Origin of the sequence: Kitasatospora sp. NPDC002040, from assembly GCF_040296785.1 — a bacterium.
Classification (GTDB): Bacteria; Actinomycetota; Actinomycetes; order Streptomycetales; family Streptomycetaceae; genus Kitasatospora.
Genome location: NZ_JBEOXV010000005.1, coordinates 100,004 through 117,205 on the forward strand (window position 1 = coordinate 100,004; position 17,202 = coordinate 117,205).

A 17,202-nucleotide genomic window follows, 5' to 3' on the forward strand; every position below is an offset into this window, starting at 1 on the left:
TATGCCTTGATTGAGATAGAACGGGAACTCCATGGTCGGCAGTGCCAAGCGTCTGATCGCGGTGATCGTGGCCTGTGTTCTGGCCATGGCCGTGTCCCCGTTCTCGTCCGTCGCCCTGGCCCCGGCGGATCACGCCGTGCCCCAGGCGCGTGCCGCGGCAGGTGCCTGCGTGGCGAAGACGCCGGGCTACAACCAGTGCCAGGTGTTCCGGAGCACCGGTTCCACGCAGACCTTCACACCGCCGGTCGGGGCGACCGCGGTGCGGTTCCACCTGTGGGGTAGCGGCGGCGGCAACGGCCTTGGTGCCACCTCCGGATGGGGTGGTGCGGGTGGCTACACCTTGGGGACCGTGTCGGCACCGTTGGCGTCGTCGTACTCGATCAACGTGCCCGCTGGGGGCGGCGGTGTCTACAACGCGGGCGGCGGCGGCGGTGCGGCCTGGGTCAAGGACGCGGCCGGGGCGCTGTTGCTGGTCGCCGGCGGTGGTGGCGGCGGCGGCCGGGGGGGCACCGGACTCGTGGCGGGCGACGGCGGGGCGGGTGGCGGCACGAACGGTGTGACCGGTGGCGACGGCGCGGGCGGCGCCAAGGGCGGTGCTGCTGCGGCCGGTGCCGTCGGAGGCGCGGCGGGCAACGTCGGTGTCCTCTCGGGCAAGGCGGGGGCCGCCGGCCCGCTCGGGGCCGGCGGTGCGGGCGGAACGGACGGGGGCATCTACTCCAGCAACGCCGGCGGCGGCGGGGGCTCCGGCTACGCCGGCGGCGCGGGCGGCGACGGCAGCCTCGCGGCCCAGAGCGGTGGTGGTGGCGGTGGTGGTGGCAGTGGCTTCGTGGACACCACGAGGGTCCCGGGCGGCACCACCGCCGCAGGCTCGGGGCAGATCGCCGGTGGGTCGACCGACCCGTTCTACGACGCCGACAAGTATGGCGCCCCGAAGGTCGCGGGCGCGGTCGTGGTCGAGTGGAAGATCCCGGCCGTGACGATCACGTCGCCGGAGGAGAACGACAGGATCGGGACCACCACCGAGTTCACCGGGACCGGGATGCCGGGGGCCACGGTGACGCTCACGCGCAGCTCGTCGAGCGTCGGCTCGGCGACCGTCGCGGCTGACGGCACCTGGGTGATCATCGCCTCCAGCCAGAGCACGAGCAGTACCAAGGTGACGTACACCGCGACCCAGACGGCGACCGGGACACAGGCCCTCACCAGCAGCGTCGGTGTCACCGTGGTCAGCACCGGCACCATCACGGGCAACCCGGTGACGCTGATCCAGTCCTCGCAGTACGGCGGCTGCCAGACGAACTACCGGGACACCAAGCAGTTCTACGGCCCCGACAGCTGTGGCACCGGCATCAGTGTGGGGAGCAGTGTCTACGGCGGTTCGGCGTACGCGTCGAGCGGCCCGTACACCAAACCCGTCAATCAGACGCCGACCACAGGCACGGGCACGTCGGCCGACCCGTTCACGATGACGACGGACGTCACGGCCGGCGACGTGCTGCGCCTGTCCCAGAAGGAGTCGTACGTCAACGGTGAGAACGGGTTCCGGGTTGACATCACGGTCACCAACTACGGTGCCACGGCGCAGTCCGGCAACCTGTACCGGGGTGGCGACTGCTACCTCCAGGGTGCCGACTTGAGTTACGGCGCGGTGCTGCCGAGGGCACCGGGGATGGGTAACGGCATCGCCTGCGTGAAGAACTCCGACGGGACCGGGCAGGCGATGATGTTCGTGCCGCTCACCCCCGGAAGCTCCTACTTGGAGGGGCACTTCGGCACGGTCAAGAGCCGGATCCAGGGCGGCCAGGCACTGCCGAACACCTGCGACTGCACGTCCAACGTGGACAGCGGCATGGCCATCTCGTGGCCGTACTCGCTGGCGAAGGGCGAGACGAAGACCTTCAGCTTCGCCACCTACTTCCGCCCGGCGGACGCGAAGCCGATGCCGGCGGTGAAGACGGTGTCGCCGAGCAGGGCGAAGCCGGGCGACACCGTCACCTACACGGTGAAGTTCACCAACCCGAACACCTATCCGGTGACCACCTTCGGTTTCACCGACACGCTGGACAGTCGGTTGGACTACGTCGCCGACTCGACCGAGGGCACGGACCTGGAGGAACCGGCGTTGACCGGCTCCAAGGTGGGCTGGGGCGCGTTCACCACGCTGAACGCCGGTGCGTCGTACACCTTCACCTTCCAGGCGAAGGTGAAGAGTACGGCGACAGGGGGCATCGCCACCAACGACTTCACCGGCGACGGAATCACCGCCCTGTCGAAGGTGGCGCCGGTGCTGATCGCTCCGCTGGCCGGCCTGACGGTGACCAAGACCGTGGACAAGTCGGCGGTGCTGATCGGCGGTCAGGCGGTGTTCACCGTCACGGTGAAGAACGACGGCCCGAACGCGGCGGCCAACGTCGTGCTCACCGACCAGCTCCCGGCCGGTCTCGCCTGGGTGTCGGACGACTCGGCGGGCAAGTACGACAAGACCACGGGCAAGTGGACGGTCGGAGCACTGGCCAAGGACGCCACCGCGACGCTGAAGATCACGGTGAAGGCCAATCAGGAAGGCGACTTCCTCAACGCCGTGACGGTGGTGACCTCGGACACCACCAACGAGAACGTGCTGTGCACGGACGCCGCCAACCCGTCCACCTGCCCGAGCGCCAGGGTCTCGGCGCGCTCCAGCGACCTGGTGATGACCGCGGCCACCGCCCCGAACCCGGTGGCGCCCGGCGGCACCTCCACGGCGACGCTGACCGTGACCAACAACGGACCGTCGACGACGGGCTCCGCGGCGACCGTCACCTTCACGCTGCCGCAGCGCACCACGCTCGGTGCACCGCTCCCGTCCGGCTGCACGGCGGCTGCTGACAGCAGGTCGGTCACCTGCACCGTCGCGGCGGGCCTGGTCAAGGACGCCAAGGCCGTCCTCGCGATCCCGTTGGTCGTCGACTCGAACGCCCCGGTCGCGACCGCGCTCACGGGCGGCTCGGCGGTGGTGGCCCTCGTGGACGACCCGAACACGGCGAACAACACGGCCGCCGTGGCGCTGTCGACGACGGCCAGGGCGTCGAACGACCTGGCGATCACGGTCACTTCGCCGGCCGCCGCGGTGACCCCGGGCACGGCGGGCACCGTGACCGGCACGGTGACGAACCTGGGGCCGTCGGACACCACGTCGGTGTCGACGGTGACCTTCACCCTGCCGGGTCGCACGACGGCCGCTGCGACGCAGCCCTCCGGGTGCACGGTGGCGGCGGACAGGAAGTCCGTGACGTGCGACATCCCGCCCGGGTTCAGGAAGAGCGCCACGGCCTCGTTCCCCATCTCGGTGGTGGTCGATCCGGACGCGCCCCTCGGCACCGTGCTCTCCGGCGGCAGCGCCGCAGTGGTGAACGGCGAGGACCAGCTCGCGACGAACAACCTGGCCGACTTCTCGGTGACGACCGCGGCCACGGGATCGGCTGACCTGTCGATCACGAAGAAGGCCGAGGGCACCACGGCCGTCGTACCCGGCGGGACCCTCGTGTACGACCTCGTGGTGGTGAACGCCGGCCCGTCCCAGGCGACGAACGTGGTGGTCACGGACACGCTGCCGGTCGCGTTGAAGTTCCTCTCCTCGGACGCGGGTTGCACTGCTTCGGGGCAGGTGGTGACCTGCACTCCGCTCGCGACGCTGAACGCCGGTGCGACGAAGACCGTCAAGATCACGGTGCAGTTGGACCCGGCCTACTCGGGCGACGGTTCGGACATCAGGAACCAGGCGTCGGTGAAGTCGAACACGGCCGACCCGAACGCGGCGAACAACACGTCTGATGCGTCGACCGGTGGTCTGCCTGGTCCGGGTCCGGGCCCGAATCCGCCTGCTCCGGTGAAGGCCGATGTGGCGATCACGAAGAAGGCGACGTCGGCCACGCTGGTCGCGCCGGGTGAGTCCTTCGACTACACGGTCACGGTGACGAACAACGGGCCGTCGGATGCGAAGGGGCTGGTGGTCACTGACGCTCTGCCGGCGGTGCTGAAGTTCGTTTCGGCGAGCGACAGTTGCACCGCGTCCGGTCAGAACGTGAGCTGCCCGAAGCTGGCCACGTTGGCGGCCAAGGCTTCAAAGACCTTCACGATCAAGGTGCAGCTCGATCCGGCGTACACCGGTGACGGTTCGGACATTCGTAACCAGGCGAAGGTGGCCACGGACACGGCCGATCCGGATCTGACCAACAACACGTCGGACGCTGCGACTGGTGGTCTGCCGGGTCCGGGGCCCGGTCCGAACCCGCCAGCGCCGGTGAAGGCGGATGTCTCGATCACCAAGAAGGCGGCGGCGACCGCGCTGGTCGCGCCTGGCGAGACGTTCGACTACACGGTCACGGTGACGAACAACGGTCCGTCGCAGGCTTCGGGCCTGGTGGTGACCGATGCGCTGCCGACGATGTTGAAGTTCGTCGCTGCGAGCGACAGTTGCACCGCGTCCGGTCAGAACGTGAGCTGCCCGAAGTTGGCCACGTTGGCGGCCAAGGCCTCGAAGACTTACACGATCAGCGTGCAGTTGGACCCGGCGTATGCGGGTGACGGCAGTAGCGTGAAGAACCAGGCGAAGGTCGCGACCGACAGCGCCGACCCTGACCCGGCCAACAACACTTCGGACGCTGCGACGGGTGGGCTGCCTGGTCCGGGGCCTGGTCCGAATCCGCCGGCGCCGGTGAAGGCCGATGTGGCGATCACCAAGAAGGCGGCGTCGACCACGCTGGTCGCGCCTGGCGAGACATTCGACTACACGGTGACCGTGACGAACAACGGTCCGTCGCAGGCTTCGGGCCTGGTCGTGACCGATGCCTTGCCCGCGATGGTGAAGTTCGTTTCGTCGCCGGATGGTTGTACTGCTGCCAATCAGAATGTGAGCTGCCCGAAGCTGGCGACGTTGGCGGCCAAGGCCTCGAAGACCTTCACGATCAAGGTGCAGCTGGACCCGGCGTATGCGGGTGACGGCAGTGACGTGAAGAACCAGGCCAAGGTCGCCACGGACAGCGCCGATCCGAACCCGTCGAACAACACCTCGGACGCTGCGACCGGGGGTCTGCCCGGTCCGGGTCCTGGCCCGAACCCGCCCGCGCCGGTGAAGGCCGATGTCGCGGTCGCGAAGAGGCCGGCTCTCGCCACGTCGGTGGCCCCGGGGGAGACGTTCGACTACACCGTGACCGTCACCAACAACGGGCCCTCGGACGCGAACGGTCTCGTGGTCACCGACGCCCTGCCGGCAGTGCTGAAGTTCGTTTCGGCGAGCGACAGTTGCACCGCAACCGGCCAGAACGTGACCTGCCCCAAGCTCGCGACGTTGGCGGCGAAGGCGTCGAAGACCTTCACGATCAAGGTGCAGCTGGACCCGGCCTACTCCGGTGACGGTACGGATGTCCGCAATCAGGCGAAGGCCGCGACGGACAGTGCCGACCCTGACCTGACCAACAACACCTCGGACGCGTCCACGGGCACCCTCCCCGGTCCGGGCCCTGGCCCGAACCCGCCGGCGCCGGTGAAGGCCGATGTCGCGATCACCAAGAAGGCAGTGTCGGCCACGCTGGTCGCCCCCGGCGAGACGTTCGACTACACGGTGACGGCGACGAACACCGGGCCGTCGGAGGCGAAGGGCCTGGTGGTGACCGATGCCCTGCCGGCAGCGCTGAAGTTCGTTTCAGCGAGCGACAGTTGTACTGCTGTCGGGCAGGACGTGACTTGCCCGAAGTTGGCGACGTTGGCGGCGAAGGCGTCCAAGGTCTTCACGATCAAGGTGCAGCTGGACCCGGCGTACAGCGGTGACGGTTCGGATGTGAAGAACCAGGCGAAGGTCAAGACCGACACGGCTGACCCTGATTTGGCGAACAACACGTCGGATGCGTCGACGGGTGGTCTGCCTGGTCCGGGGCCTGGTCCGAATCCGCCGGCGCCGGTGAAGGCCGATGTGGCGATCGCCAAGAAGGCGGCGTCGGCCACGCTGGTCGCGCCTGGTGAGACGTTCGACTACACGGTGACCGTCACCAACAATGGTCCGTCGCAGGCTTCGGGCCTGGTGGTGACCGATGCGTTGCCAGCGGTGTTGAAGTTCGTTTCATCGCCTGAGGGTTGTACTGCCGTCGGGCAGAACGTGACTTGCCCGAAGTTGGCGACGCTGGCGGCGAAGGCGTCCAAGGCCTTCACGATCAAGGTGCAGCTCGATCCGGCGTACAGCGGTGACGGTACGGACGTGAAGAACCAGGCGAAGGTCGCAACGGACAGTGCCGATCCGGATCCCTCGAACAACACGTCGGATGCGTCGACGGGTGGTCTGCCTGGTCCGGGGCCTGGTCCGAATCCGCCTGCTCCGGTGAAGGCGGATGTGGCGATCGCCAAGAAGGCGGCGTCGGCCACGCTGGTCGCGCCTGGTGAGACGTTCGACTACACGGTGACCGTCACCAACAATGGTCCGTCGCAGGCTTCGGGTCTGGTGGTGACCGATGCGTTGCCGACGATGTTGAAGTTTGTTTCGGCGAGCGATGGTTGCACTGCGACGGGGCAGAACGTGAGCTGCCCGAAGTTGGCCGTGCTGGCGGCGAAGGCCTCAAAGACGTACACCATCACCGTCCAACTGGACCCGGCGTATGCCGGTGATGGCAAGGATGTGAAGAACCAGGCGAAGGTCGCCGCGGACAGTGCCGATCCTGACCTGGCGAACAACACGTCGGATGCGTCGACGGGTGGTCTGCCTGGTCCGGGGCCTGGTCCGAATCCGCCTGCTCCGGTGAAGGCGGATGTGGCGATCGCGAAGAAGGCGGCGTCGGCCACGTTGGTGGCGCCTGGTGAGACGTTCGACTACACGGTGACCGTGACGAACAATGGTCCGTCGCAGGCTTCGGGTCTGGTGGTGACCGATGCGTTGCCCGCGATGCTGAAGTTTGTCTCGGCGAGCGACAGTTGCACCGCGACGGGTCAGAACGTGAGCTGCCCGAAGCTGGCCATGTTGGCGGCCAAGGCCTCGAAGACGTACACCATCACCGTCCAGCTCGATCCGGCGTACAGCGGTGACGGTTCGGATGTGAAGAACCAGGCGAAGGTCGCGACCGACAGCGCTGACTCCGATCTGTCGAACAACACGTCGGATGCGTCGACTGGTGGTCTGCCTGGTCCGGGGCCTGGTCCGAATCCGCCGGCGCCGGTGAAGGCCGACGTGGTGATCGTGAAGAAGGCGGTGTCGACCACGTCCGTGGCCGCCGGTGAGTCCTTCGATTACACCATCACCGTGACCAACAACGGGCCGTCGGATGCGAAGGGCCTGGTGGTTACTGACGCTCTGCCGACGATGTTGAAGTTCGTTTCGGCGAGCGACAGTTGCACCGCTGCCGGTCAGAACGTGAGCTGCCCGAAGCTGGCCGTGTTGGCGGCCAAGGCCTCGAAGACTTACACGATCAGCGTGCAGCTGGACCCGGCGTATGCGGGTGACGGCAGCGACGTGCGAAACCAGGCGAAGGTTGCGACCGACAGCGCTGATCCGGATCTGACCAACAACACGTCGGACGCCTCGACGGGCGGTCTGCCGGGTCCGGGCCCTGGTCCGAATCCGCCGGCGCCGGTGAAGGCCGACGTCGCGATCGTGAAGAAGGCAGCGTCGACCACGGCTGTGGCCGCCGGTGAGTCCTTCGACTACACCATCACCGTGACGAACAACGGGCCTTCGGAAGCCAAGGGTGTCGTGGTCACTGACGCGTTGCCCGCGATGCTGAAGTTCGTTTCGGCAACTGATAGTTGCACCGCGACTGGGCAGGACGTGAGCTGCCCGAAGCTGGCGACGTTGGCGGCGAAGGCCTCGAAGACGTACACCATCACCGTCCAGCTCGATCCGGCGTATGCGGGTGATGGCAGTGATGTGAAGAACCAGGCGAAGGTCAAGACCGACACTGCTGATCCGGATCTGACCAACAACACGTCGGATGCCGCGACGGGTGGTCTGCCTGGTCCGGGTCCGGGCCCGAATCCGCCTGCTCCGGTGAAGGCGGATGTGGCGATCACGAAGAAGGCGGCGTCGACCACGCTGGTCGCGCCTGGCGAGACCTTCGACTACACGGTCACGGTGACGAACAATGGCCCGTCGCAGGCCTCGGGCCTGGTCGTGACCGATGCCCTGCCCGCGATGGTGAAGTTCGTTTCGGCGACTGATGGTTGCACCGCTGTCGGTCAGGACGTGAGCTGCCCGAAGCTGGGTACGTTGGCGGCGAAGGCCTCGAAGACGTACACCATCACCGTCCAGCTCGACCCGGCCTACTCCGGCGATGGCAGTGATGTGCGGAACCAGGCGAAGGTCAAGACCGACAGTGCTGATCCGGACCTGACCAACAACACGTCGGATGCGTCGACGGGTGGTCTGCCTGGTCCGGGGCCCGGCCCGAATCCGCCGGCTCCGGTGAAGGCGGATGCCGCGATCACGAAGAAGGCGGCTTCAGCCACGCCGGTCGCAGCCGGTGAGACGTTCGACTACACGGTGACGGTGACGAACAGTGGCCCGTCGCAGGCTTCGGGCTTGGTCGTGACCGATGCGCTGCCCGCGATGCTGAAGTTTGTTTCGGCGAGCGACAGTTGCACCGCGACGGGACAGAATGTGAGCTGCCCGAAGTTGGCCGTGCTGGCGGCGAAGGCGTCGAAGACGTACACCATCACCGTCCAGCTCGACCCGGCCTACTCCGGTGACGGTTCGGATGTGAAGAATCAGGCGAAGGTCGCGACCGACAGCGCTGACCCTGATTTGGCGAACAACACGTCGGATGCGTCGACTGGTGGTCTGCCGGGTCCGGGCCCTGGTCCGAATCCGCCGGCGCCGGTGAAGGCCGACGTCGCGATTGCGAAGAAGGCGGTGTCGACCACGTCTGTGGCCGCCGGTGAGTCCTTCGACTACACCATCACCGTGACGAACAACGGGCCGTCGGAGGCCAAGGGTCTCGTGGTCACTGACGCGTTGCCCGCGATGTTGAAGTTTGTTTCGGCAACTGATAGTTGCACCGCGACTGGGCAGGACGTGAGCTGCCCCAAGCTGGCGACGTTGGCGGCGAAGGCATCCAAGACCTTCACGATCAAGGTGCAGCTCGACCCGGCCTACAGTGGTGACGGTACGGACGTGAAGAATCAGGCGAAGGTCAAGACCGACACGGCTGACCCTGATTTGGCGAACAACACGTCGGATGCGTCGACGGGTGGTCTGCCCGGTCCGGGCCCTGGCCCGAATCCGCCTGCCTCGGTGAAGGCCGACGTTGCGATCACCAAGAAGGCGGCGGCGGCCACGCTGGTCGCGCCTGGTGAGACGTTCGACTACACGGTGACCGTGACGAACAACGGGCCGTCGCAGGCTTCAGGACTTGTGGTCACTGACGCTCTGCCAGCGATGTTGAAGTTCGTTTCGGCAAGCGACAGTTGTACTGCAGCTGGGCAGGACGTGAGTTGCCCGAAGCTGGCGACGTTGGCGGCGAAGGCGTCCAAGGCGTACACGATCACCGTCCAACTGGACCCGGCGTATGCCGGTGATGGCAAGGATGTAAAGAACCAGGCGAAGGTTGCCACCGACAGCGCTGATCCGGATCTGACCAACAACACGTCGGATACTGCGACTGGTGGTCTGCCTGGTCCGGGGCCTGGTCCGAATCCGCCGGCTCCGGTGAAGGCGGATGTGGCGATCACGAAGAAGGCGGCCTCGGCCACGCTGGTGGCGCCTGGTGAGACGTTCGACTACACGGTCACGGTGACGAACAACGGGCCGTCGCAGGCTTCAGGCCTGGTGGTGACCGATGCGTTGCCGACGATGTTGAAGTTTGTTTCGGCGAGCGATGCTTGTACTGCTGTCGGTCAGGACGTGAGCTGCCCGAAGCTGGCCGTGCTGGCGGCGAAGGCCTCGAAGACTTACACGATCAGCGTGCAACTGGACCCGGCGTATGCGGGTGATGGCAGTGATGTGCGGAACCAGGCGAAGGTGGCCACGGATTCCGCTGATCCGGATCTGACCAACAACACTTCGGACGCTGCGACCGGTGGTCTGCCGGGTCCGGGCCCTGGTCCGAATCCGCCGGCGCCGGTGAAGGCTGATGTCGTGATCGTGAAGAAGGCGGCGTCGGCCACGCTGGTCGCTGCTGGTGAGTCCTTCGACTACACCGTGACCGTCACCAACAACGGTCCCTCGGACGCGAAGGGCCTGGTGGTCACTGACGCTCTGCCGGCCGTGCTGAAGTTCGTTTCGGCGAGCGATGGTTGCACCGCGTCCGGTCAGAACGTGAGCTGCCCGAAGCTGGGCACCTTGGCGGCGAAGGCCTCCAAGACGTATACCGTCACCGTCCAGCTCGACCCGGCCTACACCGGTGACGGTTCGGACGTTCGCAACCAGGCCAAGGTGGCCACGGATTCCGCTGACTCCGACCTGACCAACAACACGTCCGATGCGTCGACGGGTGGTCTGCCCGGTCCGGGCCCGGGGCCGAATCCGCCGGCGCCGGTGAAGGCCGACGTCGCGATCACGAAGAAGCCCGCCTCGGTCACGCCTGTGGCCGCCGGTGAGTCCTTCGACTACACCATCACCGTGACGAACAACGGACCGTCGGAAGCCAAGGGCCTCATGGTCACTGACGCTCTGCCGGCAGTGTTGAAGTTCGTTTCGGCGAGCGATGGTTGCACCGCGACCGGCCAGAACGTGACCTGCCCCAAGCTCGCGACGTTGGCGGCGAAGGCCTCCAAGACCTTCACGATCAAGGTGCAGCTCGACCCGGCCTACACCGGTGATGGCAGTGATGTGCGGAACCAGGCCAAGGTGGCCACGGATACCGCTGACCCCGACCTGACCAACAACACCTCCGACGCGTCGACCGGCGGTCTGCCCGGTCCGGGCCCTGGCCCGAACCCGCCCAACCCGGTGCGGGCCGACGTGGCGATCGTGAAGAAGGCGGCGTCGGCCACTCCGGTCGCGCCGGGTGAGACCTTCGACTACACGATCACGGTGACGAACAACGGTCCCTCGGAAGCCAAGGGTCTGGCGGTCACGGACGCCCTGCCCGTCGCCTTGATCTTTGTCTCGTCGCCTGACGGCTGTACTGCTTCAGGCCAGGACGTCAGCTGCCCGAAGCTGGCCACGTTGGGAGTGAAGGCCTCGAAGGGCCTCACGATCAAGGTGCAGCTGGACCCGGCGTATGCGGGTGATGGCAGTGATGTGCGGAACCAGGCCAAGGTGGCCACGGATACCGCTGACCCGGATCTGACCAACAACACCTCGGACGCGTCGACCGGTGGTCTGCCGGGTCCGGGCCCCGGCCCGAATCCGCCGGCGCCGGTAAGGGCTGATGTCGTGATCGTGAAGAAGGCGGCGTCGGCCACGCTGGTCGCGCCTGGTGAGACCTTCGACTACACCGTGACGGTGACGAACAATGGTCCGTCGCAGGCTTCGGGCCTGGTGGTGACCGATGCGCTGCCGGCCGTGCTGAAGTTCGTTTCGGCGACTGATGGTTGCACCGCGTCCGGTCAGGACGTGAGTTGCCCGAAGCTGGGTACGTTGGCGGCGAAGGCCTCGAAGACGTACACCATCACCGTTCAGCTCGACCCGGCCTACTCCGGTGACGGCAGTGACGTGAAGAACCAGGCGAAGGCGGCCACGGACAGCGCTGACCCGGACCTGGCCAACAACACCTCGGACGCGTCGACCGGCGGTCTGCCGGGTCCGGGCCCTGGCCCGAACCCGCCGGCGCCGGTGAAGGCCGACGTCGCGATCACGAAGAAGCCCGCCTCGGCCACTCCGGTCGCACCCGGCGAGTCCTTCGACTACACCGTGACCGTCACCAACAACGGTCCCTCGGATGCCAAGGGCCTGGTGGTGGCCGATGCCCTGCCCGCCGCGCTGAAGTTCGTTTCGGCGAGCGACAGTTGCACCGCGTCCGGCCAGGAAGTGAGCTGCCCGAAGCTGGCGACGTTGGCGGCGAAGGCATCGAAGACGTACACGATCACCGTCCAGCTCGACCCGGCCTACACCGGTGACGGTACGGACGTACGGAACCAGGCCAAGGTCGTCACCGACACCGCTGACCCGGACCCGGCGAACAACATCTCCGACGGCTCCACGGGCACGCTGCCCGGTCCGAACCCGTTCCCGCCCTCCCCGGTGAAGGCCGATGTCGCGATCGTGAAGAAGGCGGCTTCGGCCACTCCGGTCGCAGCCGGTGAGACGTTCGACTACACGGTCACGGTGACGAACAACGGGCCGTCGGATGCCAAGGGCCTCGTGGTCACGGATGCCCTGCCGGCGATGCTGAAGTTCGTTTCGGCGAGCGATGGTTGCACCGCGTCCGGTCAGAACGTGAGCTGCCCGAAGCTGGGCACGTTGGCGGCGAAGGCCTCGAAGACGTACACCATCACCGTCCAGCTCGACCCGGCGTATGCGGGCGACGGTACGGATGTGAAGAACCAGGCGAAGGTGGCCACGGACAGCCCCGACCCGGACCTGACCAACAACACCTCGGACGCTGCGACCGGCGGCCTGCCCGGTCCGGGCCCTGGCCCGAATCCGCCGGCGCCGGTGAAGGCCGATGTCGCCGTCACCAAGAAGCCTGCGTCGACCACCTCGGTCGCGCCGGGTGAGTCCTTCGACTACACCATCACGGTGACGAACAACGGGCCGTCGGATGCCAAGGGCCTCGTGGTGACCGATGCCCTGCCCGCCGCGCTGAAGTTCGTTTCGGCGAGCGACAGTTGCACCGCGTCCGGTCAGAACGTGTCCTGCCCCAAGCTGGCCACGCTGGCGGCGAAGGCCTCGAAGACGTACACCGTCACCGTCCAGCTCGACCCGGCCTACACCGGTGACGGCACGGACGTCCGCAACCAGGCCAAGGTGGCCACCGACAGCCCCGACCCGGACCTGACCAACAACACCTCGGACGCTGCGACCGGCACCCTGCCCGGTCCGGGCCCCGGCCCGAACCCGCCCAACCCGGCCAGGGCCGATGTCGCCGTCACCAAGAAGCCGGTCGGGACCACCACGGTCGCGCCGGGCGAGACGTTCGACTACACGATCACGGTCACCAACAGCGGGCCCGCCCAGGCGTCTGAGGTGAAGACCACCGACGCGCTCCCGGCGCCGCTGGCGTTCGTGTCCTCGGTCGACGGGTGCACCGCGAGCGGTCAGGACGTGACGTGCCCGGCCCTGGCGGTGCTGGCGGCGAAGGGGGTGAAGACGTTCACCTTCACCGTCCGGCTCGACCAGGACTACGAGGGCAACGGCTCGGACATCGGCAACATCGCCAAGGTCTCGGCCGCCACCACCGACCCGGACCTGTCGAACAACTCCTCGGCCGCCGCGGGGCTGCCCGGCGGCAAGCCCCGCCGCGGTGAGGCCGACCTCTCGATCGACAAGTCGTCCAGCGGCACGGCGGTCGCTCCCGGGGAGACCGTGGACTACACGGTCACGGTGACCAACAACGGTCCCTCGTCCGACAGTTACAACGTGGTGCTGACCGACGACCTGCCGGCCCAGCTGACCTACGTCTCCTCGCAGCCGGCCGGCTGCACCGTGGACGCCACGAAGCGAGCGGTCACCTGCCCGGCCAAGGGGCGCCTGAAGGTCGGTGAGAAGTTCACCTATGTGCTCACCACCCGGCTGGACCCGTCCTACGCGGGCGACGGCAGCGACATCGTCAACCGCGCCGTGGTCCACGCCGACGGCACCGACCCCAACCCCGCCAACGACAAGGACACCGCCCCGCTGCCGGACGGTGGCAAGCCCGCTCCGCACAAGCGCGACCTGGCGGCGCTGGCGCTGCTGTCCAAGGACACCGTCCTCCCCGGCGAAACGGTGAACCTGACCGGCCGGATCAGGAACCACGGGCCGTCGACCCACCACGGCGAGGCCACCTTCGTGGTGACCCTGCCCGGACAGCTCTCCTTCGCCGAGGCGCTGCCCGGTCACTGCACCGCGGACAACCCGCAGCGGGCGACCTGCAAGCTGCCGGTCGGCCTCCTGCCCGAACCCCGCAGCGGGAACCGGGCCGCGCAGGACGGTTACGTGGACACCGGGTTCGCCCTGCGGGTGTCCCCGGACGCCGTGGGCGGCCAGACGTTCACGGGCAAGGTGCGGGTCAGCGACCCGGCCGACCGACTGCCCGACAACGACGAGGACACCTGGACGCTGCGGATCGGAGCGGCCGCCGCCGACCTGGCGCTGACCAAGTCCGCGGCCTACCCGGCCGGCAAGGGCCAGGTCGACCCCGGTGACACGTTCACCTACACCCTCACGACCACCAACCAGGGACCGTCCAGCGCGGTGAACGCCACGGTCACCGACCCGCTGCCTGCCGCCCTCGCCTTCGTCTCCTCGCCGGACGGCTGTACGGCGAACGGACGGACCGTCAGCTGCGGGCCGACCGCCCGGCTGGCGCCGGGGGAGAAGGCGGTCCACCGCATCCTGGTCAGGCTCGACCCCGCGTACGCGGGCAACGGCAGGGACGTCGACAACATCGCCACCGCCGCCTCTGACACCCCCGACCCGGACCGGACCAACAACAGCAACAAGCCCGGCACCAACGGCCCGGACGGTGGCCCGCTCCACACCGGCCAGGCCAGGCCGACGCCCAGGCCCACCCCCAAGCCCAAGCCCCTCCCGGACACCGGCGTCGCCGTGAGCCTCGCGGCTGCGATCGGAACGCTGCTGCTGGTGGTCGGGTTCGCCTGCCTCGGGCTCACGGGACGACGTGGCGGCGGACGAGGAGGACGCGGGCGGCACGGCTCGGCGTGACCGCCGGGCGGCCTGACCGGAAACCGTGCGGGCAGTCCACTGGTGCCGCCAAGCGGCGGCACCGCGATGCCCCGATCGGATGATCGGCCCGGGACGCGGCGGCGAGGTGGCACGCAACCCGTCCCGGGCGCAGCACAGTTGCGGCAAGGGCGCCGCGCGACCCGTGCGGCACACGCTCCTGGAGGTCGAGACGATGGCCAGTTCGAACGCATGGTGGCGGACCGCGCTCATGACCGCAGCGGTACCGACGGCCGTCTGGTGCTGCCCCGTCGTCGCCACGGCCGATGCGCACGCCGAAGCCCCGGCGCCGCCACCGGCGGTGGTGGCGGTGTCGATCGACGCGGGCCGCGCCGAGGCCCGGGCGGGCGGCACCCTCACCTACACCGTCCGGGTCCGCAACGACGGTGACCTGCCCATCGCGGGCGCGGAGATCTCCCAGATGCTGCCCCCCGCGCTCGAACCCCGTACCGCCGGGCAAGGGGGACAGCTCGGCGCCACCGAGGTGACCTGGACGGCCGACCTGCCGCCCCGCCGCGACGTCACCCTCACCCTGACCGCCGGTGTCGCCCGGAACTCCCCTCACGCGGACAAGCTGGTGACCACTGCCTGCGTGCGCACCGAAGCGGGCAAGCCGCTGGCCGGGTGCGCCTCCAGCCGCCTCGCCTGGGTGCAGGAGGACGAATCGCGGCGCGCCTGGCCGATGGCCGTGGCGGCCGGGGTGGCGGTGATCGCTCTGGCCGGGGTGCTGTACGTGGTGCGGGCGCGTCGTCGGCGCCGAGCGGGGAAGCAGATGGCCGAGGCCGACTGACGGCGGCCGTTCCCGAGCCGTCGCGAGCAGGCGGACGGGGTTCCTGGCGGGTCGTCAGATGTTTCCATGGCCGTCGGGAGGTGCGGGTAGCATCCGGTCCGAGCGGTGATGATCACCGCTGGCGACTGGGGGTTTCATGCGTACGTACACCAAGGGCCTGCTGGCCCTTGCGCTCACTTCGGTGCTGGCTCTGACGACCGGGGCCTCGGGGGCATCGGCCGACAGCCGGGGGCTGGAGATCGCCGTTCCGGCCTACGTCTGGCCGGGCGACCCGATGCTCACCGGGCTCCAGGCGGCCTCGCCCGCCGCGTCCGTGGTGGTGCTCAACCCGGGGAACGGGGACACCCCGTTCAACACCGTCTGGCAGGCGCAGGCCGACACCCTGCGCGGCGGGACCGCGGCGACCGGGGCGAAGACGAAGGTGCTCGGCTACGTCCACACCAACAACGCCAACCGGCCGATCGCCGACGTGAAGGCCTCCGTCGACAACTACCTGAAGACCACCGACGGCAAGCTGCACGTCGACGGCATCTTCTTCGACGTGGTCAGCCGCGACTGCGGCCCCGGGAACAGCTCCCGCGACTACTACCTGGCGCTGCGTCAGTACGTGCAGACCACCATCGACGCGATCGACCCGGCCGTCCAGGAGCTGGTGGTCGACAACCCGGGCACCGCCATCGCCGACTGCTACCTGGAGCCCGGCCACCGCACCGCCGACACCTTCGTCACCTACGAGGGCACCTACGCCAACTACACCGGCGCGGGCTGGCTCGGCGGCAACGTCTTCAACCTCACCGCCGGCTACTACTCGGGCGCGACCTTCGACCCGAGCGGCACCGCCTTCTGGCACCTGGTCTACGGCGTCCCCGGCGTCCCGCAGATGAAGACCACCCTCGACACCGCCTTCACCCGAGGCGCGGGCTACGCCTACGCCACCGACGACGTACTGGCCAACCCCTGGGACGCCGCCCCGAGTTGGGGCTTCACCCCGGAGACGACATACGCCGCCACTATCGGCTGACCGTCACCGAACGGTGCGGTGGGACACCCCGGCCCGGGGTGTCCCGCCGCGCCGGCAGGGCGGCGTAGATGTCGCCGGGGTGATCACGAGCCGCAGCAGCCGATGCCGTGGCGGTCCAGCCAGTCGAGCAGGGCGGTTTCCTTACGGAGCAGCTGCTCGCGGTCGTCGGCGGGCAGCGGGGCGAGGGCGTCGACCAGGATGCGCCTGCGGGGGACGTGGACCATGGTGCCCGAGTAGATCCGGCACCCCGAGCACCAGGCGAACCCGATGCACCGCTCGAAGGCGGAGGACTCGGGCGGATGGAAACGGTACTGGTAGGAGCGGAGGGGCTCGTGGCACACCACGCAGATCCAGCGGTCACCGTCGCGGACGGACCAGCCACTGCTCCACTTGCGCCAGGCTTTCCGTCCGTCCGGTGCTCTTCAAGTCGCCATGTGATCATTCTGCCTCGGGGCGGCATCGGATGACATCCGTCTGCGCGATCCGGGGGACTCGACCCGGTGCGCTTCGAGGTGGCGCCGTCGCAGTGGTCGGGGACGGGTCGCCCGGGTGTTCCCAGGTGCTGGGCGACCCGACCCCCACGTGCAGCTCAGTGCTCTGACCGGG

4 protein-coding genes are annotated in these 17,202 nt (G+C 68.4%); 3 read left to right on the forward strand and 1 reads right to left on the reverse strand.

Annotation, left to right across the window (positions count from 1 at the left end; all coding sequences use genetic code 11):
- Nucleotides 1–31: 31 nt before the first annotated feature.
- From ABT118_RS15705 to ABT118_RS15715, 3 genes are all read left to right on the forward strand, one after another.
- Nucleotides 32–14,767 carry an isopeptide-forming domain-containing fimbrial protein gene (locus tag ABT118_RS15705; RefSeq protein WP_350668844.1) on the forward strand — a complete coding sequence of 4,912 codons (14,736 nt, stop codon included), beginning with the start codon at nucleotides 32–34 and terminating at the stop codon, nucleotides 14,765–14,767.
- Nucleotides 14,768–14,996: 229 nt separating this feature from the next.
- Nucleotides 14,997–15,575: a hypothetical protein gene (locus tag ABT118_RS15710; RefSeq protein WP_350668845.1), complete on the forward strand. Its 579-nt coding sequence runs from the start codon at nucleotides 14,997–14,999 to the stop codon at nucleotides 15,573–15,575.
- Between the two features lie 136 nt (nucleotides 15,576–15,711).
- Nucleotides 15,712–16,596, forward strand: a complete 885-nt coding sequence (locus ABT118_RS15715) for a spherulation-specific family 4 protein (protein ID WP_350668846.1) — start codon at nucleotides 15,712–15,714, stop codon at nucleotides 16,594–16,596.
- Between the two features lie 83 nt (nucleotides 16,597–16,679).
- Here the strand turns inward: ABT118_RS15715 and ABT118_RS15720 are convergent, their stop codons facing one another.
- The gene (locus tag ABT118_RS15720; RefSeq protein ID WP_350668847.1) at nucleotides 16,680–16,937 is read right to left on the reverse strand and encodes a hypothetical protein; all 258 of its coding nucleotides are present in this window, start codon (nucleotides 16,935–16,937) and stop codon (nucleotides 16,680–16,682) included.
- Nucleotides 16,938–17,202: the final 265 nt, after the last annotated feature.